This is a genomic window from Ereboglobus luteus (assembly GCF_003096195.1).
GTDB lineage: Bacteria > Verrucomicrobiota > Verrucomicrobiia > Opitutales > Opitutaceae > Ereboglobus > Ereboglobus luteus.
On the sequence record NZ_CP023004.1, the window covers coordinates 568855 to 593718 of the forward strand.

At 60.4% G+C, this 24864-nt stretch carries 24 protein-coding genes, 2 tRNA genes and 1 pseudogene; 10 read left to right on the top strand and 17 right to left on the bottom strand.

The window, feature by feature from the left end:
- Window positions 1–80 precede the first annotated feature (80 nt).
- From CKA38_RS02145 to rpsA, 3 genes are all read left to right on the top strand, one after another.
- On the top strand, window positions 81–1373 hold the full coding sequence (locus tag CKA38_RS02145) for a Gfo/Idh/MocA family protein (protein WP_108824031.1): 1293 nt from the start codon (window positions 81–83) through the stop codon (window positions 1371–1373).
- A gap of 123 nt (window positions 1374–1496) precedes the next feature.
- Complete coding sequence (locus tag CKA38_RS02150; RefSeq protein ID WP_108824032.1) at window positions 1497–2114, top strand: HNH endonuclease; 618 nt, start codon at window positions 1497–1499, stop codon at window positions 2112–2114.
- A gap of 308 nt (window positions 2115–2422) precedes the next feature.
- Window positions 2423–4096 (top strand): 30S ribosomal protein S1, encoded by a 1674-nt coding sequence (gene rpsA / locus CKA38_RS02155; protein WP_108824033.1) that lies wholly within the window; start codon window positions 2423–2425, stop codon window positions 4094–4096.
- A gap of 395 nt (window positions 4097–4491) precedes the next feature.
- Here rpsA and CKA38_RS02160 read toward each other — a convergent pair whose 3' ends face one another.
- Window positions 4492–6516 (bottom strand): M13 family metallopeptidase, encoded by a 2025-nt coding sequence (locus CKA38_RS02160; RefSeq protein ID WP_108824034.1) that lies wholly within the window; start codon window positions 6514–6516, stop codon window positions 4492–4494.
- A gap of 168 nt (window positions 6517–6684) precedes the next feature.
- Between CKA38_RS02160 and CKA38_RS02165 the strand changes: the two genes are divergently transcribed.
- The 3 genes from CKA38_RS02165 to CKA38_RS02175 all read left to right on the top strand — a co-directional run bounded on the left by CKA38_RS02165 (window position 6685) and on the right by CKA38_RS02175 (window position 8573).
- Window positions 6685–7734: a TonB family protein gene (locus CKA38_RS02165; protein ID WP_161554670.1), complete on the top strand. Its 1050-nt coding sequence runs from the start codon at window positions 6685–6687 to the stop codon at window positions 7732–7734.
- An 84-nt stretch (window positions 7735–7818) separates the two neighbouring features.
- Window positions 7819–8412: a ribosome biogenesis GTP-binding protein YihA/YsxC gene (yihA, locus tag CKA38_RS02170; protein WP_108824036.1), complete on the top strand. Its 594-nt coding sequence runs from the start codon at window positions 7819–7821 to the stop codon at window positions 8410–8412.
- Window positions 8413–8487: 75 nt separating this feature from the next.
- Window positions 8488–8573: transfer RNA gene (locus tag CKA38_RS02175), tRNA-Tyr, on the top strand.
- 87 nt (window positions 8574–8660) lie between these two features.
- On the opposite strand, the gene CKA38_RS15615 is transcribed toward CKA38_RS02175, so the two are convergent.
- The 11 genes and pseudogenes from CKA38_RS15615 to CKA38_RS02220 all read right to left on the bottom strand — a co-directional run bounded on the left by CKA38_RS15615 (window position 8661) and on the right by CKA38_RS02220 (window position 18786).
- Window positions 8661–8834, bottom strand: coding sequence for a hypothetical protein (locus CKA38_RS15615; RefSeq protein ID WP_161554671.1), 174 nt, complete (start codon window positions 8832–8834; stop codon window positions 8661–8663).
- A 109-nt stretch (window positions 8835–8943) separates the two neighbouring features.
- Window positions 8944–10401, bottom strand: a complete 1458-nt coding sequence (locus CKA38_RS02180; RefSeq protein WP_152032621.1) for a hypothetical protein — start codon at window positions 10399–10401, stop codon at window positions 8944–8946.
- Window positions 10398–11063: a thiaminase II gene (gene tenA, locus CKA38_RS02185; protein WP_108824038.1), complete on the bottom strand. Its 666-nt coding sequence runs from the start codon at window positions 11061–11063 to the stop codon at window positions 10398–10400. The genes CKA38_RS02180 and tenA overlap by 4 nt, the downstream gene beginning before the upstream one ends.
- A gap of 23 nt (window positions 11064–11086) precedes the next feature.
- Window positions 11087–11515: an acyl-CoA thioesterase gene (locus tag CKA38_RS02190; protein WP_108824039.1), complete on the bottom strand. Its 429-nt coding sequence runs from the start codon at window positions 11513–11515 to the stop codon at window positions 11087–11089.
- Window positions 11515–12027 (bottom strand): tetratricopeptide repeat protein, encoded by a 513-nt coding sequence (locus CKA38_RS02195; protein WP_108824040.1) that lies wholly within the window; start codon window positions 12025–12027, stop codon window positions 11515–11517. Before CKA38_RS02195 ends, CKA38_RS02190 begins: the two co-directional genes overlap by 1 nt.
- Before the next feature lie 91 nt (window positions 12028–12118).
- Window positions 12119–12901: a class I SAM-dependent methyltransferase gene (locus CKA38_RS02200; protein WP_108824041.1), complete on the bottom strand. Its 783-nt coding sequence runs from the start codon at window positions 12899–12901 to the stop codon at window positions 12119–12121.
- A 2-nt stretch (window positions 12902–12903) separates the two neighbouring features.
- On the bottom strand, window positions 12904–13458 hold the full coding sequence (locus CKA38_RS16930) for a transketolase C-terminal domain-containing protein (RefSeq protein WP_425482492.1): 555 nt from the start codon (window positions 13456–13458) through the stop codon (window positions 12904–12906).
- Window positions 13459–14885: pseudogene (gene dxs / locus CKA38_RS16935) on the bottom strand (1-deoxy-D-xylulose-5-phosphate synthase); the annotation flags it as partial. It lies immediately after the preceding gene.
- Window positions 14886–14888: 3 nt separating this feature from the next.
- A complete protein-coding gene (gene xseB / locus CKA38_RS02210) occupies window positions 14889–15158 on the bottom strand; it encodes an exodeoxyribonuclease VII small subunit (RefSeq protein ID WP_236919106.1) in 270 nt (89 codons plus the stop codon).
- 172 nt (window positions 15159–15330) lie between these two features.
- Complete coding sequence (locus CKA38_RS02215) at window positions 15331–16836, bottom strand: TolC family protein (protein ID WP_152032622.1); 1506 nt, start codon at window positions 16834–16836, stop codon at window positions 15331–15333.
- Between the two features lie 258 nt (window positions 16837–17094).
- A complete protein-coding gene (locus tag CKA38_RS02220) occupies window positions 17095–18786 on the bottom strand; it encodes a peptidylprolyl isomerase (RefSeq protein ID WP_108824043.1) in 1692 nt (563 codons plus the stop codon).
- Window positions 18787–18951: 165 nt separating this feature from the next.
- Between CKA38_RS02220 and CKA38_RS02225 the strand changes: the two genes are divergently transcribed.
- Both CKA38_RS02225 and CKA38_RS02230 read left to right on the top strand, forming a co-directional pair.
- On the top strand, window positions 18952–19047 hold the full coding sequence (locus tag CKA38_RS02225; protein WP_013044013.1) for an AURKAIP1/COX24 domain-containing protein: 96 nt from the start codon (window positions 18952–18954) through the stop codon (window positions 19045–19047).
- 271 nt (window positions 19048–19318) lie between these two features.
- Window positions 19319–19395, top strand: a tRNA-His gene (locus tag CKA38_RS02230).
- Window positions 19396–19469: 74 nt separating this feature from the next.
- Here CKA38_RS02230 and CKA38_RS16185 read toward each other — a convergent pair.
- Window positions 19470–19793, bottom strand: a complete 324-nt coding sequence (locus tag CKA38_RS16185; RefSeq protein WP_236919107.1) for a PUA domain-containing protein — start codon at window positions 19791–19793, stop codon at window positions 19470–19472.
- A complete protein-coding gene (gene proB, locus CKA38_RS02235; protein ID WP_236919108.1) occupies window positions 19733–20572 on the bottom strand; it encodes a glutamate 5-kinase in 840 nt (279 codons plus the stop codon). The genes CKA38_RS16185 and proB overlap by 61 nt, the downstream gene beginning before the upstream one ends.
- Before the next feature lie 168 nt (window positions 20573–20740).
- Here proB and CKA38_RS02240 point away from each other — a divergent pair, with 168 nt between their 5' ends.
- Both CKA38_RS02240 and CKA38_RS02245 read left to right on the top strand, forming a co-directional pair.
- Window positions 20741–21484: a hypothetical protein gene (locus CKA38_RS02240; protein ID WP_108826360.1), complete on the top strand. Its 744-nt coding sequence runs from the start codon at window positions 20741–20743 to the stop codon at window positions 21482–21484.
- 3 nt (window positions 21485–21487) lie between these two features.
- Window positions 21488–22546, top strand: a complete 1059-nt coding sequence (locus CKA38_RS02245; RefSeq protein WP_108824044.1) for an A/G-specific adenine glycosylase — start codon at window positions 21488–21490, stop codon at window positions 22544–22546.
- A 33-nt stretch (window positions 22547–22579) separates the two neighbouring features.
- Here the strand turns inward: CKA38_RS02245 and rnc are convergent, their stop codons facing one another.
- The 3 genes from rnc to CKA38_RS16190 form a co-directional block, all read right to left on the bottom strand.
- Complete coding sequence (gene rnc, locus CKA38_RS02250) at window positions 22580–23302, bottom strand: ribonuclease III (RefSeq protein ID WP_108824045.1); 723 nt, start codon at window positions 23300–23302, stop codon at window positions 22580–22582.
- Window positions 23303–23342: 40 nt separating this feature from the next.
- On the bottom strand, window positions 23343–24251 hold the full coding sequence (locus CKA38_RS02255) for an ABC-2 family transporter protein (RefSeq protein ID WP_108824046.1): 909 nt from the start codon (window positions 24249–24251) through the stop codon (window positions 23343–23345).
- 387 nt (window positions 24252–24638) lie between these two features.
- The gene (locus CKA38_RS16190) at window positions 24639–24863 is read right to left on the bottom strand and encodes a hypothetical protein (protein ID WP_236919109.1); all 225 of its coding nucleotides are present in this window, start codon (window positions 24861–24863) and stop codon (window positions 24639–24641) included.
- Window position 24864: the final 1 nt, after the last annotated feature.

Genomic DNA, 24864 nt, shown 5'->3' on the forward strand with positions numbered 1-24864 from the left:
CCCTTTTCACCAGACTCTTTTTGGCGCGCCAGCGCTCCAACTCTAAACCCTAAGCCATAAACTCAACCAAACTAAAACTCATGACACAACTAACACGTCGTAAATTCCTCGGAACCGCAGCCGCGATCTCCGCCGTGCCGCTCCTCACGAAACTCCCCGCAGCCGCGTTTGCAGCCGGCTCGGACCGCATCAAGGTCGGTGTCATCGGCACCGGCGGTCGCGGCGTCGGCGCCATGCGCAACTGCCTCGCCGCCGATCCCTCCGTGGTCGTCTGGGCGCTCGGTGATGTTTTCAAGGACCGCGTTGATGAAGCCCGCGAAAAACTGATCAAGGGCAGCCCGAAAAGCCGCAAGCCCTCCGCCCCGGTTCCGTCCGACCGTTTTTTTGCCACACCCGAACGCTGCTTCTCCGGCTTCGACGCCTACAAACAAGTCATCGCCTCGGGTGTTGACCTCGTCATCCTCGCCGCGCCCCCGGGCTTCCGCCCGCTGCACCTCGAGGCCGCCGTCAACGCCGGCAAGCACGTCTTCGCCGAAAAACCCGTCGCGGTCGATCCCGCCGGCGTGCGCAAAGTCATCTCCGTCGGCGAGCTCGCCAAGCAAAAGAGACTCGCCATCGTCGCGGGCACGCAACGCCGCCACGCCGCCAACTACCTCGAAACCATGCGCCGCATCCACGACGGTGCCATCGGCGAACTCGTCGGCGGCCAGTGCTACTGGCTCCAGGAGGGCCTCTGGCACCGCGGGCGCAACCCCGAGTGGACCGAGATGGAATACCAGCTGCGCAACTGGCTCTATTTCACCTGGCTCAGCGGCGACCACATCGTCGAGCAACACGTCCACAACATCGACGTCATGAACTGGGCCTTCGGCGGCCCTCCCGTGAAAGCCCTCGGCATGGGCGGACGCCAGGCGCGCACCGACCCGAAATACGGCGACGCCTACGATCACTTCTCCGTCGAATTTGAATACGCCAATGGCGTGCGCGTGCAAAGCCTCTGCCGCCAGACCCCCAACGCCCAGCGCCGCGTCAACGAGCGCGTCGTCGGCACCAAGGGCTACGCCATGGCCGACGGCAAAATCTTCGGCGCAAACAAATGGAAATACGACGGCGACACACCCGACGCCTTCAAGGACGAGCACGTTGACCTCATCAGGAGCATCCGCGACGGCAACCCGCTCAACGAAGCCAAACGCATTGCCGAGAGCACGCTCACCGCGATCCTCGGGCGCACCTCCGCCTACACGGGCAAGGAAATCAATTACAACTGGATACTCAACGCCTCGAAACAAGACCTCACGCCGTCGCGTTACGAACTCGGCGCCGCGCCCGAAGTCGTGATTCCCATCCCCGGCGTGACGCCGCTCGTGTGATTTGGACTTCGCCAATCGCAACAAGGGGCGGCGCTTAGCCGCCCCTTTGTTTTGCGCAAACCGCCCCGCCCCAACCAGCCCTCTTGACAGCGCGCGCGCTCCGCCTTAATTCACGTTTCCCGTATGGAGGCTGTCCTCGAACAACCAGTGCTGGTCTTAAATCGCCTTTGGCAGGCGATTAATGTGATCGGCGCCAAACGCGCCTTTGCGTTGCTTGCGCGGGGACACGCCCAAGTCGTCCATCATCACGAAGAGGACTTCCATACCTTCTCGATGATGGACTGGATCGACTTCTCGCACCACAACCCGCCCCTGACCGACAACGAAATCGTCCACACACCCACCCGCCGCATCCGCCTGCCCCGCGTCATCCTGCTCACCTTTTTCGACAAGCTCCCCTGCAAGGAACTCAAGCTCACCCGCAACAACGTCTTCGAGCGCGACAAAAACCAGTGCCAGTATTGCGCAAAGATTTTCCCGAGGGAGGAACTCAACCTCGACCACGTGATTCCGCGCCACTACAACGGACGCACCACATGGGAAAACATCGTCTGCTCCTGCATCCGCTGCAACACGAGAAAAGCCAACCGCCTCCCCCATGAGGCTGGAATGCGCCTCATCCGCAAACCGCAAAAACCCAAATGGCGCCCCGTGATCAGCCTCATGCTGAGCCGCCACGACCGCGAAATGTGGAAGGACTACCTCGACCTCGCATACTGGAACGTGGAATTGGAGGAGTGAGCCGGCGCGTTGCCGTTTTTCACAGGGGCGTTGCTTGCGACTCCCAATTCGGCATCACGCAGACCGAAAATTCCTAAAAAATTCCCGCTTGCCCTGCCCCAATCTTTCCCCATCTTTTTGACCTCTTGCGGCACTCACTCATGTCAAGCCGGCGCGCCGCATCGCTTCCGCCGGCCTCAGTAACCGTTAACCTTCAACCAAACGGCTTCACACGAAGCCTCCCGCGAAGGGCCGGCGTCCCGAAGCGAGGCGAAGGTTCCGCGCGACGCGTCCCACGGACGCACTGAAAGACACACATGAGTCAAATAATGAAAGATCTGCTCGCCGAATCCAGCTTCGACAAGCTCAAGGAAGGCCAGATCGTCCCCGGCACCATCACCGAAATTCGCCAAAACGAAGTTGTCGTCGATATCGGCGGCAAATCCGAAGGCCTCATTCCCGCCAGCGAATTCATCGACATCGGCGAACTCCAGATCGGCTCCCAGATCGACGTTTACGTTGAGAAACTGGAAGACAAAAACGGAATGCCCACGCTCTCCTACGACAAGGCCGAGCAAAAGAAAAACTGGGACAACATCCTCACACGCTTCCCCGAGGGCTCCATCGCCTCCGGCCGCGTCCGCGCCAAGGTCAAGGGCGGCCTCATCGTCTCCATCGGCGTTGACTCCTTCCTGCCCGCCTCGCACATCGACGTGCAGCCCCCCAAGAACCTCGACCAATACGTCGGCCAGACCTATGATTTCAAGGTTCTCAAAATCAACCTCGACCGCAAAAACATCGTTCTCTCCCGCCGCGAGCTCATCGAGGAACAGCGCACCAGCAAACGCCGCGCCCTCCTCGAATCCATCGAGCCCGGCCAGGTCCGCAAGGGTGTCGTCAAGAACATCACCGACTTCGGCGCGTTCATCGACCTCGACGGCATGGACGGCCTCCTCCACATCACCGACATGAGCTGGGGCCGCATCACGCACCCCTCCGAAATGCTCAAGCAGGGCGAGGAAATCCAGGTCATGATCATCGAAGTGAACCGCGACAAAGAGCGCGTTTCCCTCGGCCTCAAGCAGACCACCAAGAATCCTTGGGATGACATCGAGCAGAAGTTCCCCGTCGGCGCGAAGGTGCACGGCAAGGTTGTCAACCTCGTCCCCTACGGCGCGTTCATCGAAATCGAACCCGGCGTCGAAGGCCTCGTGCACATCACCGAAATGTCCTGGACCAAGCGCATCACGAAACCCTCCGAACTGCTCAAAGTCGGACAGGAACTCGACGCGGTTGTCCTCGGCATCCAGAAGGACGAGCAAAAGATCTCGCTCGGCCTCCGCCAGCTCGAAGCAAACCCGTGGGAAATGGTTCGCCACAACTACCCGATCGGCGCCCGCGTCCATGGCAAGGTTCGCAACATGACCACCTACGGCGCGTTCATCGAGCTCGAGGAAGGCATCGACGGCATGGTTCACGTCTCCGACATGAGCTGGACCCGCAAGGTCAACCACCCGTCCGAAATGCTCAAGAAGGGCGACGAAGTGGACGCCATCGTCCTCGACGTCGATCCCTCGCAGCAGCGCATCAGCCTCGGCATGAAGCAACTCACCACCGATCCCTGGGCCGACATCGACGCCCACTTCAAGATCGGCGACGTTGTCACCGGCGTTGTCACGAAGATCACCAGCTTCGGCGCCTTCGTGGAGCTCAAGGACGGCATCGACGGCCTCGTGCACATCTCGCAAATCAGCGAGGACCGCATCGAGAAGGTCAAGGACGTGCTCAAGCCCGGCCAGGAAGTCACCGCCCGCGTCATCAAGATTGACACCGCCGAGCGCCGTCTCGGTCTCTCGATCAAGGCCGCCAACTACTCCGCGGAGCAGCTCGCGTCCGAAACCGCGACGCTCGAGGCGCTCACCCGCGACAGCAGCGGCGACATGATGAACCTCGGCGACATCCTCGACGCCGCCTCCGGCGACAAGGAAAAATCCGCCGAATAAGCGGACGCTTCATTCATCAGCAAAAAACACTCAACAACACCAAGCGCCCGGCCCAAACCGCCGGGCGCTTTTTTGCGCACAAGCACCAGCTTGCAATACCACTTGCGAGTGAGATTTAGACCTGAGGGGGAGGGTGCGTGCTTGCCGGACGCGCCGAAAATCACGAGAGGAAAACAACACGGCGGTTGGCAGAATGTCGCCAACGCCCGGAACGGCGAAACCGCCCAAGCGTTGACGACACCAAAGAATAAATCCCATCCGCAAATGGCAACGGCACCGCGGCAGGGCAAAGCATCAGGCTGAGCCGAAATCATGGTGCGCGCGGCTCAGCCGGGAGGCTTCGCCCTGCCGAATCGTGTTTCTCACAGCCCTGTTCGGCGCCGGATCGTTGGGCCTTACCAGATCGTCACGATGTCGCTGCCGCCGCGCCGCATTTTGTCGCCTTCCTTCACGTCGAAAGCCTTCCAAAATTCCTCAAGGTTTGAGAGCGGTCCGCGCACGCGCCACTCGGCGGGTGAATGCGGGTCGATGACGATGAGGTTGCGGCGATACTCGGGGCGGCGCACTTCGCGCCAAATGCTCGCGTAGCTGAGGAAGAATCGCTGCTCGGGCGTGTAGCCGCCGATTTTTGCGCGAGATTGCCCGGCAAGCGCGCGTTGGAGCGCGGCGTAGGCAATTTTCACGCCGCCGAGGTCGGCGATGTTTTCGCCCTGCGTGAGCGTGCCGTTCACATGGAGCGCGCCGTCGAGCACGGTGTAGTTGTTGAACTGGTCAATTATGACCGCGGCGCGCTTGTTGAAAGCCTCGGTGCTTTGGGGCGTCCACCAATCCTTCAGGTTGCCCCGGGCGTCGTATTGGCGGCCCTGGTCGTCGAAACCGTGCGTCATTTCGTGCCCGATCACGGAACCGATGCCGCCGTAGTTGACGGCGTCGTCGGCGTTGGCGTCGAAAAATGGCGGCTGCAAAATGCCGGCGGGGAAAACAATGCAGTTTTCAACCGGATTGTAGTAGGCGTTGATCGTGGACGCGGTCATGAACCACTCCGTGCGATCGACGGGCTGGCCGATCTTCGCGAGGTTGCGGCGCATTTCGTAGGCGTTGGCCGCAAAAACATTTTCCACATACGATGCGTCGCGGCTGATCGTGAGCGTGGAATAATCGCGCCACTTGTCGGGATAACCCATTTTCACGCTAAAGGAGTTGAGCTTTTCGAGTGCGCGCGCGCGGGTTGGCGCGTCCATCCACTCAAGCGTTTCGATGCGCGCGCGAAACGCGGAGCGAAGGTCCTCGACGAGCTTGAGCACGCGGGCCTTTGACGCGGGCGGGAAATATTTCGCCACATAAAGCTGCCCGAGCGCGTCGCCAATGCCGTCGTCGACGCTTTCCGTGACACGCTTCCAGCGCACCTTGATTTCCTTTTGTCCATTGAGCGCCCGGCCGTAAAAGGCGAAGTTTTCATTGACGAAATCGTCGCCCAGGCAGGGCGCCGCGCCGCGGACAAGATTCCAGCGCAGGTAGGCGCGCCAGTCGGCGAGCGGGGTTTCGTTGAGCTGCGCGGCAAACGCCCGCATGAAGTCGGGCTGGCCGACGTTGACACTGCGAACATTGCGCGCGCCAATCGCCTTGAAAAACGCGGCCCAGTCGAAATCGCCGGTGATTTTGGCGAGGTCGGCGACGGCGGTTTTGTTGTAATTGGCCTCGGGATCGCGAAGCTGCACGCGCGTGCGCGAGGCGGCGGCGAGCTTGGTTTCGAGATTCATCACGGCCTGCGCCGCCACGCGCGCGGTCTCGGGCGAGTCTCCCGCGAACACAAGCATCTTTGCGATATGCTCGACGTATTCGGCGCGCAGTTTTTTCATCTTCTCGCTGTCGGTAAAATAATAATCGCGGTCGGGCAGGCCGAGCCCGCCCTGCGTGACTTGCGCGAGGTAGGACTCGCTGTCCTTCTCGTCGGCGTCGACGTAGAAACCGAAACTGTTGCGCACGCCGATCTGCTTGAGCGCGGCGATGACCTTGATCACATCGGCGCGTGATTTGATGCCCGCGATCAAGTCGAGTTGCGGCTGGATGGGTTTGACGCCCGCGGCATTAATCGCGCCTTCATTCATGCCGCTCGCATAAAAATCCCCGACCATGCGCGCGGGCGAGCCGGCCTTCGCGGAAGCGGCTGCGGCATTCTCACAAATCTCGTGCAGGTTTTTCTGCGTGCGGTCGATGAGCTCGTAGAAGCTTCCCCAGCCAAGCTGGTCGCCGGGAATCTCGACCGTTTTCAGCCAGGAACCATTGGCGTATTCAAAAAAATCGTCCTGCGGGCGAACCGAGGAATCGATGGCGTTGAGGTCGAGCTCGGCGCGCAGGGCGAGAGTGAAAATGAACGATGCGGCCAGAAGAGGTAATGCGCGAATGATGTGGTTTCTCATAGGGATGCGATTTTTCGTTGATGCCGGATGGATACGCCCGGCGCGCGGATTGCGCAAGCATTCTGGAATTGCACACGCGTGACATAGTCCAGACACTGCCGGGCTCCCAATTCTTTTATGAAGCACCCCAAATTATTCTCCCTCAAATCACCGCGCCTTCGCATTGCCATGATTTTGACCGTCGCAATGATGGGCGCGGTTTTTTTCGCACCCGCCGTTTTCGCCAAGGATCGCCGTCCGGAAGTGATCAAACAAACGCAACCGAGTTATCCGTCGAGCATGAAAGAAAGCGGCATGACGGGCGAAGTGACCATTCGGTTTTTTGTGGATGAATCCGGCGATGTCGTTGATCCAGTAATCATACGCTCAAACCACTCCGGCTTTGAGCAGGCGGCAATCGACGCCGTTTTGAAATGGAAGTTCAAACCAGGGATAAAAGACGGCAAGGCGGTCAAGACGCGCATGCAAATACCACTGGTTTTCCATTTGGATGGCGAAGAAGGAAGGAACGCCTACTCCTACACCACACCCGGCCCCTCCAAAAAAGACATCTCCAAAATGCCGGAAGGCTACCGCTACGATGTCGCGCCGAAGCCGCGCAGCGTAATCTATCCGGTTTATCCCTACGAGCAGTTGAAAAACAACACCAAGGGCAAGGCCAGCGTTGCGGTGTTGGTCGACGCGCGCGGGAAAGTCAGGAAAATGGAGATCTCCAAGCAAAGCGCGCCGGAGTTCGGCCTCGCGGCGCTTGCGGCGTGCGAGTATTTCGAGTTCGAGCCCGCCACCCTGCAAGGCCAGCCGACCCATGCGATCATAACCGTGTCGCTTGAATTTAACAAAGGCTCCAAGTTCATAACCGGCGAAGACCGCGACATGCTTCGCATTGAGAAAAAATCGCCCGAAAAAATCATCCCCGCCGGCAAACTCGACGCCATGCCCAAGATGATTGCCTCGCGGCAGGCACCGTTTCCACTGGCGGCGTTGCGTGAGAACCTGACCTCGGGCGAGGCCGTGGTGGAGTTTTACATCGACAGCAAGGGCATGGTTCGCCTCCCGCGCATCGTCTCCAACACGCATCCATCATTTGGATACATCGCCGTGCAAACCATCGCAAACTGGCGTTTTGAGCCGCCCGTCCAGGGAGGGAAACCCGTCATTACGCGCGCCCGCATACCGATCGGTTTTACCTCCAAGGTCAAAAAAACGCGCGCCAAATAAGCCCGGGGCGGCAAACGTAAACCGAAACGCCCGCGTCTTCTCCGCTCGACGCGGCGCGCAAGGTTGAGTTTTCTCGCTATCATCATGAAAATCAAATCCGCCGAATTCCTCACCAGCGCGACGACGCTTCGCAACTGCCCGCGCGCCGACTGGCCCGAGTTCGCCATGATCGGGCGCTCCAACGTCGGCAAGTCCTCGCTCATCAACATGCTCACCGAGCGGCGCAACCTTGCCAAGGTTTCCGCCACGCCCGGCAAGACGCGCCTCCTGAATTTCTTCACCATCAACAACCGATGGCTGCTCGTTGATCTGCCCGGTTACGGCTACGCCAAGGTCGCGCAGGAAAAACGCGCCGATTTCAACGAGGCCGTCGCCGGCTATATCGAGGGACGCGAAACACTGCTCTGTGTGTTTGTGCTCATCGACTCGCGCATCGAGCCCCAGCGCATCGACATCGACTTCCTGCAATGGCTCGGCGAGCGCGACATGCCCCACGCGCTCATTTTCACCAAGACCGACAAACAATCGCCCGCCGCCACCCGCGCCAACATCGACCGTTTCAAGCAAGCGCTCTCCGCATGGCGCGCCGAATTGCCGCCGACATTTCTCAGTTCGTCCCAAACCAAGGCCGGACGCGGCGAAATCCTGCGTTTTATTGAGCAAACGATGGCCGCATGAGACATATTGGCCGGTTTGTGAAAAAAAACCTTGAACTTCGTCCCGTGACAGAAGATTTTCCGCCTCCCTGTTTCTGGTAGGATACTCAAGTGGCCAACGAGGGCAGACTGTAAATCTGCTGGCTTACGCCTTCCCTGGTTCGAATCCAGGTCCTACCACCACTTTCCGCCTCCGAGCAATCGGAGGCTTTTTTGTTCGCCCAGTTGCCACGAACCATCCCCTGAAAAGGGATGCATCTTGGTTCATTTTTAAGATTTTTTCTCCCGGGGCACGCTTTTATCCAAGTCCTTCTCAAAGGATTTCTGGGCTTTCTTTTTTTCATTGGGATATCCGGACATTCCAGCCCCGCCAGACGAGCTGTATGCGCAACCGCCAAATGGAATCACAATCAATGCAATCAATACTAACAGACTTTTTTTCATGATGGGATAACTCTAAGATTAATGACATTTCGAAAAAGGAATGTTCCTTTAATTTGCCTGCCTGAACCAAACCTTTGTTATTGCGCGCCGCAGTCGCGCATCCACTCCGCTACATTCCGAAAATTTTCTGCAACCGCCGCCAGACTCCGGCGACGAATTGACGCAACCGGCCCTTGTCATAACGCCCCTGCCCCATCGCGGTTTTTTGCACAAGAAACATTCCCTCGCCGACAAACAAGTCGTCGTAAAGCGGGCTCAGTCCGCGGCAGTAGCGCCAAAGCGATTTCACCCGCGTGGGACGGTAACGCACCGCCGCCGAAAACCCCATCGTCGCCCACGCCTCGGCGCGCTGCACGGGACGTCGCCCGTCCTCGCGCGGTTCGGGAAACTCCGCCTGCACGCCGCGCTGCCCCGCCACAATCAAGCGGCACGGCCCCGCAAATTCAAAAAATCGAAACTGCCCCGTCACCCACGCGTGCACACTGAAAAAACGCCAGTGGCTGCGAATCACCAGCGGCGCATCCGCCGCGCGCACGACACCCGCAAGATAACGCGGACGCAGCACCAGCGAGCCGCCCTTCGGCACCCGCACGACGGCCAGCTCGGCGCGCCGTCCGCGCAAATCCGCGCCCTCGCCCTTCCACTTGCCCGCGCCACGCAAAGTCACGCGCCGTGTATTGTCCGCGGCTTCGTTGCGCAACTCCGCCAGACGCGTCAGGCGACACGCAATGTTCATGAGGGGGAATCGCGCTTTCAGCCAAAAACGATTGCGCCGCGCCAGTTCCTCATCGGCCGACTCCACCAGCCCGGGTCGCACGCACAACAACTCGCCCGGCATTAACTCGACCGTCACCGCCCTGCCCTCCTCGTCAACCGCCAGCGTCACATCCGTGCGTTTCGACAGGCGCAGCGGTTTCCGGCGAATCACAAACGGCGGGGCAAGATAATACAGCGCAAACCTGCCGGCAAACGGCCACGCCATCCAAACACCGAAAAACCAAAACGCGAACCGGCGCCCGTGCTTTCCCTCCCAAACCAAGAGCGCGTAAAATTTGAGTTCAGAGGTTTCCGCCTCCGTTGCCGTGATGAGCCGCCCGACACGCGCCAGCGCAATCTCGGCGCGCTGCTGCGCCTGCGCCGCGTCCACCAGCTCCTGCCGCAATGCGACGATGCGCTCGGACGCCCCGGTTTTGATTTTTTCCTGCTCAACCCGCTTGCGATCGTTCAGCTCCTGCTCCTCGCGGGAGCCCGTCCAGCGCTTCCATTCGCTCTCGAGTGATTTGTGCAACTCGATCGCGCGCTCGGCCTCGACGACCTTTTGCTGCTGCGCGTCCAGCTCGGCGCGCAACGCCTCGATGCGCGCGTCGGTTTCCTCGCACAATGTCGCGATTCTTGCGCGCTCCGCGGAAAACAAAGCCAGCTCGCGGGCGCGGCGTTGCGAAAAATCGCCGTCGTCGTGCGCATACAACCACCACGCCCACCCCGCCAGCCCGAGCGCCGCAATCACACAGGCCGTGATCGCGCGCTTTAACAGCCAAAGAAAAAACTGTGACAGATGCGAGGTCACGCCGGCCACGTTTCCATTTTCCAAGCGCCGTCCCAGAACATCCATTCGAGCCGCGTGCCGGTCACAAAATGCCGCGCCACGCCGGCGCGCTGCTCGTCCGTGAGGCGCTCGCCCACGCGGTTGACCACATCGAGCACCTGGCGAACCGTCGCGCCGAATTCATCGCCGCCATACGTGTCGATCCATTTTTGATAAAGCGCGTTGGGCGAACCCGCGGCTGTGAGCGCCTTGCCCACTTCCCAGTAAACCCAGTAGCACGGCAGAAACGCCCCGAGCGCCTCGTGATACGGACGCTCCTGCGCCACACGCAAAAGATACGATGTGTAGTGATGGCACGCGGGCGCGACGGGCGCGGCGGCAACCGCCTCGCGATCAAGTTTCCACGCCGAAAAAAAGCCCTCGTGCAACGCGCGCTCCACGACGATGGCGTTGGTGCCATGTTGCGCGAACATCATGAACTCGTCGTCGCTGGCAGCCCTTGCGCCGATGAGCGCGAGGCCGCGCCCGTAATCGCGCAGATAGTGCGCGTCCTGAAGCACGTAATGCCTGAACGCCTCCGCCGGCAATGTGCCGTCGGTTAGTCCGCGCAAAAATGGATGCGCCAGAATTTTCTCATAAACCGGCAAAGCCGCCTGCCAGAGGGAATCAGTGAATGTGGACATCGTTGCAAAAATAGATGCGCCCCTCACGCCGCCGCTCCGTGCCGGGCAACCCACGCAGCCAGCGCGGGGGGAAGCGCGACGCGCGCGCGATCATCCGAGCGGATGCAAACATGCTCCGTCCTCACAATCGCCGCGCGCTTGGCGGGCGCGCCCTCGACGGCGAGCCGGGTGATTTCATAGTCGATGCGATAGGAGTCGTCCGAAAGCGCCGCCGGTTTGACCGCGATCGAAATTTTATCCCCGCAAGCAAGCGGACGCAAATAGTCGGCGCTGCTTTTTGAGATGGGAATGACGATGCCGTTGTCGGAAAAAAACGAGCGCAACTCGATGCCCGCCGCCGCAAGCGACTCCTCGTAGGCCTCGTGGCAAAACGAGAGATAGTTTGCGAAATACACCACGCCCGCGGCATCGGTGTCCGCAAAATGGATCGTGCGCTGATGGACGAACGGCATTACTTTACGATGAAGTCCTTGAGCCGGGCGTCGTTTTTGAACAGATCCACCGCCTTGACCTGGTCGAGTGTTTTGAGGTGCGTGTTTTGAGGATAATTTTTGACAGCCTTGGCGAGAACCTTGCGCGCATCGTCATCGCGGCCGAGCATCACAAGCGCGCGCAGTTTGCGTTCGATGAAAACGGGATTCTCCGCGACTTCCTTCAACTGCGCGTCGCACGCGGCGAGCGCGCCCTTGTAGGCCTTGATCGCGCCGGATTTGTCGCCGAGGCGGACGCGCACCTTGCCGAGCTCTATCCAGTAGTCATCGATCGTGGGATTGAGCGTGGTCGCCTGCGTGAGCGATTTTTCCGCGGCCGTGTAGTTGCGCAGAAAGTTTTCCATGTTGGCATCGCTGGCGTGCTTTGCCGCCTGGTCCTGGTGAAGTTTGGAAACTTCCTTTTTGCCGCCGCCGCAACCGGCGATCAGAACAAGAACGAGCAACGCGGTGAGGGTGCTTGTGATTTTTTGCATAAACTGGGGGTAACGTGAAACGAAGAGCGGCGCGGCTGGCAAATGATTCTTCAAAAAAACTCGCGCCCGCGATGGCTCCGCTTGCGCATGATTACGCGGCGACCGCGCTCCAAAAGCGGCATTCGTCGGAGAACTCGCGCACGGCGCGCGACTCGGCGCTCACTTTGCTGCGCAGCGCGTCGAACGTGTGCCGCCAGCCCGTCACCGCGAGGTCGGCGAGAATCTCGGCGCGCGTGGGCAGGTGCATGAAGGTGCGCCCCGTTTCGTCCTCAAAATAACGGTCGCCAAACTCGACAAGGCACAGGTCCTGCCGCCCCTCGGCCCAGCGATCCGCCTCCATGCGCCAGAGGATGTGCTCGCCCGCGCCGCCGCACTCGCGATCGTGCGTGGTGAAGAGCAACGGCGCGCCGGATTTGCAAACGGCTCGCAGCTCAAGGAGCGCGGCGATGCGGTTTTTACGGCCGGGGATTTGCATCAGGCCGTTGAACATAAAAAGCGCGCCCTCGAACCGCGGCGCGCCGTCAAAGCCGCCGGCTTTACGCAATCGCGTGGCGTCGGCGAGATACACGCGGATGTTCGCGCCGGGCGCGCGCTCATCGACAAGGCTGCGCGCCTGGTCGACAAGTTCCTCCGCAAAATCGAACGCGGTGATGTTGCGGTATCCGAGATCGTGCAGCCCCATCGTCACGCGGCCCGCGCCGCAACCCGCCTCGATGAGCGGCGCGTCGGGATTGGTGAAAAAACGCTGGATGAGAATGCTCTCGGATTTCCAAAGCCCGAGAAAATGCGCCGCGCGCGCATAGTGGATGACGGTGTTAGGATCGTTGAAATCGTCCCGAACCGTGGCGGAGGTGATTTTTTTCGCGGAAGACATTTCTACTTGGGAAGCGCCGCCATCTCCTCATGAGCGCCCAAGTCGCTCGTGCTCCGTATCGCGCGCAGCACCCGGTCGCGCATCGCATCCGGCGAGAGGCCGTGCGCGGCGCGCAGCGTGGCGGCATCGGTGCCGTGCCCGACAAACGCATCCGGCCAGCCAATGCACTCGACGGGCGTCGTGACGCCGGCATGTTGCAGCGTCTCAAGCACCGCGCTGCCGAATCCGCCGGTGAGCACATGGTCCTCCATCGTCACGAGCAGCGGCGCTTTCGCGGCGTGCGCGAGCAGGAGTTCGCTGTCGAGAGGCTTGGCGAAGCGGGCGTTGACCACGCCGACGCTGAGATTGTTTTCAAGCGCGAGGCGGTCGGAAAGCGCGAGCGCGTCGCGCACCATCGTGCCAAGCGCCCAGATCATCGCGTGCGCGCCTTCGCGCAACACCTCGGCTTTTCCGACGGGAAGCGCGGAGGGCTCCGCCTTGACCGGAACACCTTGCGCCGCGCCGCGCGGGTAGCGAATGAACATGGGGGCGTTTGCCGTGAGCGCCGTGTGCATCATGTCAACCAACTCGTCCTCGTCCTTCGGTTGCATGATGACGGCGTTTGGCACGAGGCGCAGATATGCGATGTCGAAGAGTCCGTGGTGCGTGGCCCCGTCGTTCGGCGAAAGCCCGGCGCGGTCCATGCAGAAAGTGACGGGCAGGTTTTGCAGGCAAACGTCGTGCAAAATCGGGTCGAGGCTGCGCTGGAGAAACGTCGAGTAAATCGCGACAACGGGGCGGATGTTTTTCGTGGCAAGCCCCGCCGCAAAAACAACTGCGTGCTCCTCGGCGATGCCGACATCAAAAAACTGGCGGGGCAGCTCGGCCGCGAGGTGGTTGAGCCCGGTGCCGGAAGGCATCGCCGCCGTGATGCCGACAATGCGCGGATCGGCCTTGGCAAACTTTGTGAGCGTGCGTCCAAACACCTCCTGCCACGCGGGCGGCGCGTCCGTCTTTACCGTCTCGCCGGTCGCCGGATCGTAGGGGCTCGCGCCGTGGAATTTTTCGGGCGAATTGATCGCGGCGGGCAGGCCGAGCCCTTTTTTTGTGAGGACGTGGACGAGGATTGGCGAGTCGGACTGCTTCGCGAACTCGAGCCGGGCGGCAAGCTCGTCAATGTCGTGGCCGTTGACGGGGCCGATGTAGCGGAGGCCGTATTTTTCGAAAAGGGATGACTCGACAAAAAATCCTTCGTTTCGCGCTTCCACTTCATCCAGGTGCGGTGCATTTCCTGCCCGCGCGGCAGCGAGGTGAAGAATTTTTCGAGGTCGTTGTGGATTTTGTTGTAAGTGGGGCTGGTGCTCAGGCGCGTGAGGTAGCGCGAGATGGCGCCGACGTTGCGCGCGATCGACCACTCGTTGTCGTTGAGGATGACGATGAGGCGCTTCGTGGATGTAATGATGTTGTTGAGCGCCTCCATGGTTACGCCGCAGGTGAACGCCCCGTCGCCGCAAACCGCGACGATGTGCTCGTCGGTGCCGTTAAGGTCGCGCGCGGCGGCCATGCCAAGCGCGGCGCTGAGCGCGGTGCCGGCGTGGCCCGCGCCGAAGCTGTCGTGCGGAGACTCGGCGCGATTGCAGAAGCCCGACACTCCGCCGGTATGCCGGAGTTTTTTGAAAAACTCGCCGCGCCGCCCCGTGAGCAGCTTGTGCACGTAGGCCTGGTGCGAGACGTCGAAAACAATTTGGTCCTTTGGCGTGTCGAAAACGCGATGCAGCGCGATGGTGAGCTCGACAACACCGAGGTTCGGCCCCACGTGCCCGCCGTTGCGCGAGGTGACGGCGATAATCTCATCGCGGATTTCCTGCGCCAGGCGCGGCAGCTCATCCGGCGGCAGTTTCTTGAGGTCCGCGGGCGAGTTGATCGCGTCGAGCACGCGCGCATCGCCGTCGGCCACGGGACGGTCCGGCTGGGAAAATGCGGAAGGGTTGGTGGGCGGACTCATCCGTTATTCGCGGTCGGCAACGGGAAAATCGGCGAGTTCCGCATCGCCGTTTTTCTGTTTCTTGAGCAGCTCGATTTTCATCTCTGCGTCCTTGAGGCGCGCCTCGCAGATTTTGAGCAATTTGCCGCCTTCCTCAAATTTAACGAGCAACTCGGCCAGCGGGGTGTCCCCGGATTCCATCGACTCAATGATTGACTCGAGTTGTTCGAGCGCCTGCTCGAAGGAAAGCGGGGTTTGCCGCGCCCTGGCTGATGTCTGTTTTTTTGCGTCCACGTTGAAAGGACGCAATTAATGAAGTGTGGCGCGCCCGTTTTCAAGGGAGTAAAATGAGCGTGCAGTTCAAAAAAAACGAGCAAGCGCCCGCAACCATGACGGCATGGCGAAGCCCCCGCCATTTGAGTCAAAAGTTTTTCCGGCGATTGCCGGAGACCGTCCCGCCGCCGGCTTATTCGCCAAGCTGCACGTTGTAACGGTTCAGCGATGTGGTTTCGAGACGGGCGAGCTCCGCGAGCGCAAGCCGGAGGTTCACGCGGGCGTCAATCTCGGCGAGCCGGGCGGTGTCGTAATCCTCCTTGGCTTCCTGCACGCGGCGGAAAGTGCTCAAGCCCTGGTCGTAACGGGCCTTTTCAAGTTCGTATTGCTGTTCGCTGAGCTTTGTGGCGAGCGTGGTGATTCGCACGCCTTCGTCGCTTGTTTGCACGCTGCGGACCGCGGTGCGCACTTGCACGAGGACGTTTTGGTCGAGCTGCTCGTAGCCAACTTGCAGGGAATCGAGAGAGGCCTTGGCGTTGGCGAGGTTGGCGCGCTCGCGACGGCGGCCCCACGGATAAGTGAGCGTGGCACCGACGCTCCAATCGTGGTCGTCCTGGCTGAGCGTTTGGTTGAAGGCGCGTCCGAAGGTGCCGCGCGTGGCGTCGTAGCCGGCCGCGCCCACGAGATCGAGTTGGGGGAGACGGTTCCTTTTGGCGACGGCGAGGTCGATTTCGGATTGCTTGATCGCAAGGCGGGTCGACGCGAGCGAAGGCGAGTTGTCGCGGGCGAGCTTGTAGGAGCGGGCGAAGGAAACCGAAACGTCGTCGATTTTGCTCACGGCAAGCGGGCCGATGGCGGCCTCGAATTGGAAGGGGTTGATGAGCGAGAGGAGCGCGTCCTCGGCGTCATTGACTGCTTTTTGCGCAACAATGATATCGCGTTGCGCGGTGGCCACGCCGACCTCGGCCTGAAGCACGTCGAGGTTGGTGGCGGTGCCGACCTGACGGCGCATTTTGTTTTCCTCAAGGAGCTTTTGCGCAACCTCGAGCGAGAACTTGCGGACTTCAAGGCGCGCGCGGACGAAGTCGAGATTGTAGTAGGCGTCCTCGACGGAGCGGATGGTGGAAAGGACGGTGCTTTTGAGGTCGTAGTTGGAGCGGTCGATGCTGAGCCGCGCGCGTTCGATGGTGGCCTTGTTGACGGTGGAACCGAAGTTCTTGAGAAGGGGTTGCGTGACCCTGAGCGTGAGGCCGCTGCCCCAGGCGGGATCAAAAACAGGAGTGGAGGATGAGGGGCCGGAATAGTCCCTGCGGCTGGCGGCGTAACCAAGCTGGAGCGTGGCACCGGTGATTATTTTTTGCGAGACGGAGACGCTGGCGTCGGTTTCATGCGTGCCGGATGCGTTTCCCGCGCCGTAAAGATCGGAGCGGCTGTAGGAGCGGTTGGCGTTTGCGGAAAAGCTGGGATCGTATTCGGCCCTGGCGATTTCGAGGGTGTTCACCGCCGATTCCGTGTCGATGCGCTGGATGCGAAGGTCGAAATTCTTGTCGAGCGCCATGGCGACGCATTGCTCAATGGTGAGCCGTGGCGGAGTGCTCTCACCGGGCTGGGATTCGGACGCCGGTTGTGTTGCCTGGGCGTTGGCGAGCGTGGAGAGAAGGAGGGCGGCGACGGGCGCGAGGGCAAATCGTTTGAGCATGGATGTTTCTGTTTTGAAAACCGGGGATGCGTGGTGTGTGCGTTTTATGAACACGTGCGTTGGTCAAAAAGTTACAGGTTAATGGGAGGCTTGAGCGTGGCGTCGAAAATTTTCCTGATGTTTTCGGACGACTCGCGCCTGACGCATGTCGCGGGCGGTGGTTGCGTTTTTTTTGGGATATGCGATGTGTTTTTTTGCACAAAAGCAGAAAAGCTGCGGGCTTTTCTGCTTTTGGTTTATCGAAACATGCCCCGCTTGTTAACGGTTCGTTGTCGGGTCGGTTTTCGCGCGCTCGGCATTGGCGAGATTGCGACGATACTGGCCGGCGTATTCCATCGCCTTGCGATTCGCGATCTGGCTGGCGAAGAGCGCGTAGTTGGGATTGCCCTCCGTGAGATCGGGGAGCTCGCAGCTTTGCGCATAAACGAAGCGGCCGTCCCTGGAAACGATGGACATGTCGGAAACCTCGCCCTGCTTGAGGTGCTCGAGCGCGGCGACAATGTTGCCGTCAATGGTCTCGTAGGTCGCGGTGCGGAGCGTGAAGGCGGGAATGGACTTGGCGCTCACGGTCACGCCCTCGGCGGTCGCGGCCTTCGTGGCGGCGGCCTCGAAGGAGGAACCCGCGGCGATCGCGTCCTGAATCCGGGTCTTGAGTTTCTGGCCAAGGGCAACGAACTGTCTTTGGTTTTCCTGCGCGATGTAATCCTCGGAAACCTTGACGCTCACTTCCTCGAACCCGGGCTCGCGCGAGGGAATCGTGGTCTGCCAGAAAAGGATCACCGCACCGTTGTTGGTGTTGATGGCGTGGGAGACGCGGTTTTCGGCGCTCAGGCTGAACGCCTCGCGCGCGATGGCGTAGCGGCTGTTGCCAAACCGGGCGGGAGGTTCGTCCTCGGAGAAATCGGGCACGCTGTTGATCGTGGCGTTGTTCTGAATGAGGATGCGGGCGAAGTCGGGCGAGTCGGGGGTGATCTTGTCGGCGTAAAGTTTGTCCGCGAGGTTGCTGGCGGCCTTGTAGGCGGCGTCAATTGCGAGTTGCTGGCGGAGCGAAAGCTCTACCTGCGGTTTCACCTGCGCGTAGTCGTTGTCGGGCGTCGACTCGGCGGGAAGCGCCATGCTCTCCGGGGCGGCCGCGGGCTTGGGGAAGCGGGCGGGATTCGCATCATAATGGGCGCGGATCTCGGCCTCGGTAGGCGAGATTCCGGCCATGAAATGCGTTGCGGCGATTTCCGCGTAGCTAACACGAACGCGCGGGGAAATGGTGTAGCGGGCGCGGTTGGCCTCGAAGTAAGTGGTAAGCTCGAGATCGGAGGGCGTGATGGTTGTCTTGAAACTGTCACGCGCAATGGTCGCGGTCTGGAGTGTCCAAGTGCTGTCGAACTGCTTGAGCACCTGCTGCACCTCGGAGGGGAGAACGTAGCCCGGGCCGGCGATGAGCCTGGAGGTTGCGGCGATGCGGGCATCCTCGGCGAGGACGCGCGCGAAGTCGGCGGGCGTGGCGCTCACGCCAAGGTGCCGGGGATCCTTGCGGATAATGTTGTAGGTGTCGGCGTCGAACCGGGGGGCGTCGCCCTCGCTTCGCTGCGCCATGAAGATGGGAATGCTTTGAATGTAGGCCTTGAGCTCGGCGTCCGTCGCCTGGGGCACATTGAGCTGGTTGGCGGTGTGAAGCATGGCGTAACGCTCATATGAGTATTGAGTGACGTCGATGCCGCGCCTAGCGTAGAGAAGCGTGGCGCTCAGCGAGCCGTCGCGCATGATGCGCGAGTAGTCCTGCTCGTTGCTCAGATCGAGGTCAAAAAACGGGCGCTTGGGAGCCTTGTATTCGCTGCGGCCAAAACCGCCGGCCGTGTTCGTGATAAAAACAAAGGAGATTATGACACCCGCCAGCAGCACGAAGAAGATGATGCGGAAGTGTTGTTGGAAGGTTTTCTGAATCCAAGTAATCATGGGATGTAGGTAGAAAAAGGGAAAACGCTAGACCGGGAGGCGGGTGTGTCAACGTGGGAGATTTGGAAAAAGAAAAAACCGTCGCGGAGAATTAAAACGCTTTACAGTGGCTGGAAAGCCATGCACGTTTCGCCCTTTTCCAACTTTTACACCACATAAAACACCATGGGCAATCTGAAGAAGAAACGTCGTCTGAAAATGTCGAAGCACAAACGCCGCAAGCGTTTGAAATCAAATCGTCACAAAAAGCGCACGTGGTAAGGGCGAGCGGTTGCGAGCGATTCGCAACGCGCCCTTTGCCGCCGTCGTTGCACGCAAAAACGACATCACGCCCGCAAAACCATTTCACCCGCTCTCTCAAGGAGCGGGTTTTTTAGTGCAAAAACACGACGGACGGATGGCGCGCCGCCCCGGGCGCACGCGTTACCGCGCACGTAATAAAATTACGGCATCCGCCCGGCGAATGCGTTTTTCAGAACTAGAGATTGACAGCTTTGCGAGAGGTCGTGAGATTCGCCGCCCTTTTCTTACGGCGATCATAGCTCAGTTGGTTAGAGCACAAGATTGTGAATCTTGGGGTCGCGGGTTCGAGTCCCGTTGGTCGCCCCATTTTGCGAGTGTCGCAAGATGTTTTACCCAAGCGCATAAAAGCGCTCCTTGCGCGCCTCCGTGACGCTTGAGGCTCACAAAACCACCATCTCGTCGCGATGCATGACCTCGAGATGTTTGCGCGCCGGATACAACGCGCGCATTTCATCGCCGTGCTTGCCGGCGATTTTTGCGATGTCCTCGCTGCCATACGAAATTTTTCCCCGCGCGATCACGACACCCCCGGACGTGGTGACATTCACGATCTCACCCGCCGCAAAAACACCCGTCGCCCCCGTCACGCCCACGGCGAGCAAACTCCGCCCGCGCTCCCGCAGCGCCGGCACCGCGTCGTCCTTCACGCTAATCGCGCACACGGGGCGCTGAAAATACGCGAGCCAGCGTTTTTTCGATTCCATGGGAATTCCGCTCGGCACAAAAAACGTGCCCGGCCCTTGCCCGCAAGCAACCGGTGCATGATTTCAGGCTCCGCTCCGCTGGCGATAAACACACCGCAGCCGGATTTCATGGCGAGCTTCGCGGCGGCGATTTTGCTGATCATGCCGCCGGTCGCCGTGATGCTTGTCGTGCCGCCCGCCATCGCCTCGATCTCGGGCGTGATCTTGTTCACCACGGGCACGATTTTTCCCGTGCCCTTCATGTCGATCAATCCCGGCGCGGTTGAAATGATGAACAAATATTGCGCGCCGACCAGGCTCGCGACCATCGCCGAAAGCATGTCGTTGTCGCCAAACTTGAACTCGGCCGCGCTCACCGCGTCGTTCTCGTTGATCACGGGAATCGTTTCGTAGTCGATCAGCGTCTCCAGGCATTTTTTCACACCGAGATAACGCTCGCGCCCGCGCAGGTCCTCGTGCGTAAGCAACACCTGCGCGGCGGTCAGCCCGTGCGGATCGAAGCCGTCCTGCCAGTATTGCATGAGCAGCGACTGACCGATGGCGGCGCACGCCTGTTTCTTGGAAATATCCCTCGGTTTTTTTCCCAGGCCGAGCCGGCCCATGCCCAAGCCGCACGCCGCGGACGACACGACAATCACCTCGACGCCCCTCGCGCGAAACTCGGCGATCTCCGAGCAAAGCGCGGCAATGCGCGCGGCATCCAATTTCCCGATGCCGGTCGTGAGCACGCCGGTGCCGAGTTTGATGACAATGCGTTTTGGCTGTGCAATGGGTTTCATGCGGAATGGAAACTGCGAATGATTGAGTCACGACCTTACGCGATTATTTCGCCGCCCCGCCAGTCCCAAGTGAACACCATCGCCGCAAAAATACGGCTCGGCCCGGCGATTTTGTTCGTCAGGCCGCTTGACGACTTTGTTAATGTGCCAGTTTCACCGCGCTCGCACATGCACTCAACCGTCCTCACAACCATTGCCGCCACGGGTTTTACCGTCGCCTTTTTTCACGCGGCAATCCCCACGCACTGGCTGCCGTTCGTGCTTGTGTCGCGCGTGCGCGGCTGGTCGCGGGGCAAAACACTCCTCGTCGCGCTCTTCGCCGGGCTGGGGCACGTGCTGGTGACAAGCCTGCTCGGGCTCGCGATCGCGTGGCTCGGCTTCGAACTGGACGAACATCTAGGCCACTCCTTTTCGTGGATCATCGGCGGCGCGTTGATGCTTGTGGGATGCTTTTATCTCTGGCGGCAATTTCGCGGCAAGGGAGTCTGCCACCACCATGTGCCCGAAACCACCCACAAGCCCAGCGAACATTGCGGCCACGAGGGCGAGCACGACCCGAGCCACTGGGAGGAGGAGCTGACGCAAAGCGCGCTCGCCACCAAGCGCAAGAGTGACTGGACCGTGATATCGGGCCTGTTCGTGATGCTCACGCTATCGCCCTGCGAGGCGTTTCTGCCCGTGTATCTTTCCGGGGTGCAGTTCGGCTGGCGCGGGTTCCTCATCCTGAGCGCGATTCTCGCCGCGGGCGCGCTGGCCGGCATGCTCCTGTTCACATTTCTCACGCTGGTGGGCCTGGAGCGAGTCAACTTGAAGCGTGTCGAACGCTGGGAGGCGGGCCTGCTCGGCATCCTGTTTTGCACACTCGGCGCGCTGTTCATCGTCATCGAAAGCGGCCATGCGCACGCGCATTAAAACGTGAACGCGGCCCTCGACAAAAAAACATTCCGGAGCGATCTGCTCGCGTGGTATCGCGCCAGCGCGCGCGCGCTTCCCTGGCGCGCGAAACCGTCGCTCTACAAAACCGTTGTCTCCGAGTTCATGCTCCAGCAAACGCAGGTGAAAACCGCCCTGCCCTATTTCGAACGCTGGATTCGCGAGCTACCCGGGTTCGACGCGCTCGCCACCGCGCCCGAAGCGCGCGTGCTCAAGCTCTGGGAAGGCCTCGGTTATTACTCGCGCGCCCGCAACCTCCACAAACTCGCGCTCGCCATCACCGCCAGGCCCGAACCGCCGCGCGCGCCCGCCGCGTGGCTCGAATTGCCCGGCGTCGGCCCCTACACGGCCGCGGCGATCACAAGCATCTCGTTCGGCGAGCCGGTCGCGTGCGTGGACGGAAACGTCGTGCGCATCCTCGCGCGGCTGACGGCGGACGGCACCGTGTTTCGCGATTCCTCCAGCGCCGCAAAATATTTCACGCCGATCGCCAACGCGCTTGTAAACAAAGCCGCCCCCGGCGACCACAACCAGGCCATGATGGAGCTCGGCGCGACCATTTGCACGAGACAAAATCCATCGTGCGCAATCTGCCCCGTCCGCTCCAGTTGCGCCGGCGCGCGCACACTTTCACCCGAGCAATTCCCAAGGCTCGCCGCAAAAAAAACGGAGGAGCAAAGCGTCTGCCGCATTTGGTTTTTGAGCACAAAACGCGACGCCGTGCTGCTTCACCGCGCCTCGCCTTCCGCGCGCAGGCTGGCCGGAATATTCGAGCTGCCCTCGCCGGCTGACATCGAATTGGACGAAAAAGACCTGACCACGAAAAACGCAAAACTGGTTGCCGAGCAAAAACGCAGCATCACGCGCTATCGCATCACGGAAAAGTTTCTCGCGCTGACACCCGGCGCGCCATTGCGCCGCCGCATCGACGCGCGCATTAAAACCTCCGCCGGCATGCTCCAATGGATCGCCCTGAGCGATCTCGACAAGATAACCCTTTCCGGCCCCCACCGGCGAATCGTGCAAAAACATTTTGCCTGACTCCGCGCAAGGCGCGCCCACGCACACGCGGTGTCACGCGCCGTCCGTTTCGACATTGAAGGATTCCAACGCCTCAAGCGCGGCGCCTTCCTCGGCGGCTTTTTTCGATGTGCCGCGTCCATGCCCCATCGGCTTGTCGTTGATGAAAACAACCGCCTCGTATTCCTTGGCGTGGTCGCTGCCCGCGGCGTGCTCGACAACGTAGCGCACCGCATTGTTGCCGTGCTTGGGTTGCACGAGTTCCTGCAGGCGGCCTTTCGGATTTTCGGCGGGTTTCATCGATGCAAGGCGCTCCGGCAGCGATCCCAGCAATCCGAGCACAACACGTCGCGTGACAGCCAGATCGCTGTCGATGTAGATCGCGCCGACGAGCGCCTCGAACGCGTCCTCCAGCGCCGAGTCGCGGTTGCGTCCGCCGGCAGCCTCTTCGCTCGCGCTCACGAGCATGGCTTCGGACAGGCCGATCTCGCGCGCGAGGTCGCTGAGAAATTTTCCCTTGGAAAGCATTGAGCGATATTTGCTCAGCGAGCCCTCGCGGTCGCCGGGAAACATGTCGAAGAGCACCTCGGTCAGCGCGAGTTGAAGGACGGCGTCGCCGAGAAATTCGAGCCGCTGGTTGCTCTCCGCGACATCGGCGTGGTCGTGCAGATACGACGGATGCGTCAGCGCGCGCTCAAGCAGCGCCGGTTCGCGAAATGTGTAGGCGATACGTTGCTGGAGTTGTGCGATGGCGGCGGTGTTTTCGTCCTGTTTCATTCTACATTATTCATTCTGCATTAGAGGGCGTCAGCCCTCGCTACGAGCTCGCGCTCGCGTAGCGGCGCAGGCCGCGGTTGAAGACAAACACGGCCATAGAAAACCACACCGCCGCCGCGCCGGCGAGCCAAAGAACATGCGCCGGCGATATTCCGCGCAGCAGGGTGTTCGCGGGGATGTTCGACACCACCACGACGGGAATCACATACACAAAGGCCACGTTGATGATGACGCTTTTCACGGCCTCGCGCGGGATGCGCGAAAATTCCGTCAGCGAAAAATAACTGCCTTCGATGCCCTCGGTCTTGATGATCCAGAACGTGAGCGACACCGCGAGCAGGATGAAACTGTAACTGATCGCGAGGCTGCACACAATCAGCAGCACATAAGTGGCAACCTGCCAGGCGCTCGGCGCGACGCCGAGTTGCCAGAGCGAATAGACCACGAGCGCGATGGCGGCGAACACGTTCATGAGACTGTCGAGATCGAGCTTTCGCGTGGAGACCATGAAGAGCACGTTGCCCGGCTGCGCGAGGAAGAAGTCGAAGTTGCCGTTGCGCACATTGCGCCCGAGCTCGAAGACGTTGCTCCAGAAAAATCCCATCATGAGCCGCTGGATAATCATCGCGGTGCCGATGAGGAGCATCATCTGGTATTTGTTCCAGCCGGCGATAGAGTCGGTGTGCTCGTAGATCACGGCGATGAGCGCGACGTTCACGCCCATCCAAAGCAGCTCGACAATCGACCACATGATGAAGTCGAACCGAAACATCATCGCGCGCACGACGGAGTAGCGCACGCACGCGAGCCAGATGCGGCCATATCGCGGCCCCGCCGCGACACGGCCTAATGTGGAATGTAAAATGGAGAATGAAGAATGGGACGAACCGTCGGCGGGACAGGGCGTCCGGCCTTCGGGTGTCTGTGTGTTGTCTGGGTCATTCTTCATTATACATTTTTCATTCTGCATTAGCCACGCGACGGCGTCAGCGTGGATTTAGTCGCGTTCGTGAAATGTCATGCAAAAACGTCATGTTGATGGCAAGTTTGAGTGCCTCCTCATACCAATATTCTCATAGTTTCAGACTATTCAAAGTAGGAGGAATCCTCCGGGTGAGCCGGGATGGTGAATGGCTCACCCGGAGGGTTCGCCCTACCACACAAGCAGATTGAGTTGGAAACAGAGCTGGAAGCGAAAGTTTCCAGTTTTGAAAACGAGGCATTGTCGTGTTTTTCAAAAAATCACACGCAGTCGCTGGCGGGCCAGAGCACGAATGGAGCAACCAACTAAATTCGCCCCGGCATTTCCGGCGCGCCCGCACAACCGGTCGGCGGACTATTCTTTGATCGGCGTCTCAGCCGCCGACGACGGTGTGCCGGCGCAGGCCTCGCGGATTTCGCGCATCCATTCGGATGTAGTCTTGGGCTGTTTCCCTTTTCGCAGTTTGCGCGCGTAACCGAGCATGGCTAACGGGCCGAAATTTGACCGCTTGCTTTTCCGGGGTTTGGATATCCCTGAAATATGCCCACGTTCTGCCTGGGTTGATTTAGTCATGTGCATG

Bases quoted from the DNA above. Each gene is read 5' to 3' on its own strand.
- proB (WP_236919108.1), bottom strand. From the start codon at position 20,572: ATGAAACCCATTGCACAGCCAAAACGCATTGTCATCAAACTCGGCACC.
- rpsA (WP_108824033.1), top strand. From the start codon at position 2,423: ATGAAAGATCTGCTCGCCGAATCCAGCTTCGACAAGCTCAAGGAAGGC.
- CKA38_RS02225 (WP_013044013.1), top strand. From the start codon at position 18,952: ATGGGCAATCTGAAGAAGAAACGTCGTCTGAAAATGTCGAAGCACAAA.
- CKA38_RS02200 (WP_108824041.1), bottom strand. From the start codon at position 12,901: ATGTCTTCCGCGAAAAAAATCACCTCCGCCACGGTTCGGGACGATTTC.
- CKA38_RS02160 (WP_108824034.1), bottom strand. From the start codon at position 6,516: ATGAGAAACCACATCATTCGCGCATTACCTCTTCTGGCCGCATCGTTC.
- CKA38_RS15615 (WP_161554671.1), bottom strand. From the start codon at position 8,834: ATGAAAAAAAGTCTGTTAGTATTGATTGCATTGATTGTGATTCCATTT.
- CKA38_RS02255 (WP_108824046.1), bottom strand. From the start codon at position 24,251: ATGAAGAATGACCCAGACAACACACAGACACCCGAAGGCCGGACGCCC.
- CKA38_RS02165 (WP_161554670.1), top strand. From the start codon at position 6,685: ATGATTTTGACCGTCGCAATGATGGGCGCGGTTTTTTTCGCACCCGCC.
- CKA38_RS02220 (WP_108824043.1), bottom strand. From the start codon at position 18,786: ATGATTACTTGGATTCAGAAAACCTTCCAACAACACTTCCGCATCATC.
- CKA38_RS02215 (WP_152032622.1), bottom strand. From the start codon at position 16,836: ATGCTCAAACGATTTGCCCTCGCGCCCGTCGCCGCCCTCCTTCTCTCC.
- CKA38_RS02145 (WP_108824031.1), top strand. From the start codon at position 81: ATGACACAACTAACACGTCGTAAATTCCTCGGAACCGCAGCCGCGATC.
- rnc (WP_108824045.1), bottom strand. From the start codon at position 23,302: ATGAAACAGGACGAAAACACCGCCGCCATCGCACAACTCCAGCAACGT.
- CKA38_RS16930 (WP_425482492.1), bottom strand. From the start codon at position 13,458: ATGATGCACACGGCGCTCACGGCAAACGCCCCCATGTTCATTCGCTAC.
- CKA38_RS02190 (WP_108824039.1), bottom strand. From the start codon at position 11,515: ATGCCGTTCGTCCATCAGCGCACGATCCATTTTGCGGACACCGATGCC.
- CKA38_RS02240 (WP_108826360.1), top strand. From the start codon at position 20,741: ATGCACTCAACCGTCCTCACAACCATTGCCGCCACGGGTTTTACCGTC.
- tenA (WP_108824038.1), bottom strand. From the start codon at position 11,063: ATGTCCACATTCACTGATTCCCTCTGGCAGGCGGCTTTGCCGGTTTAT.
- CKA38_RS16185 (WP_236919107.1), bottom strand. From the start codon at position 19,793: ATGGAATCGAAAAAACGCTGGCTCGCGTATTTTCAGCGCCCCGTGTGC.
- yihA (WP_108824036.1), top strand. From the start codon at position 7,819: ATGAAAATCAAATCCGCCGAATTCCTCACCAGCGCGACGACGCTTCGC.
- CKA38_RS16190 (WP_236919109.1), bottom strand. From the start codon at position 24,863: ATGCACATGACTAAATCAACCCAGGCAGAACGTGGGCATATTTCAGGG.
- CKA38_RS02195 (WP_108824040.1), bottom strand. From the start codon at position 12,027: ATGCAAAAAATCACAAGCACCCTCACCGCGTTGCTCGTTCTTGTTCTG.
- CKA38_RS02150 (WP_108824032.1), top strand. From the start codon at position 1,497: ATGGAGGCTGTCCTCGAACAACCAGTGCTGGTCTTAAATCGCCTTTGG.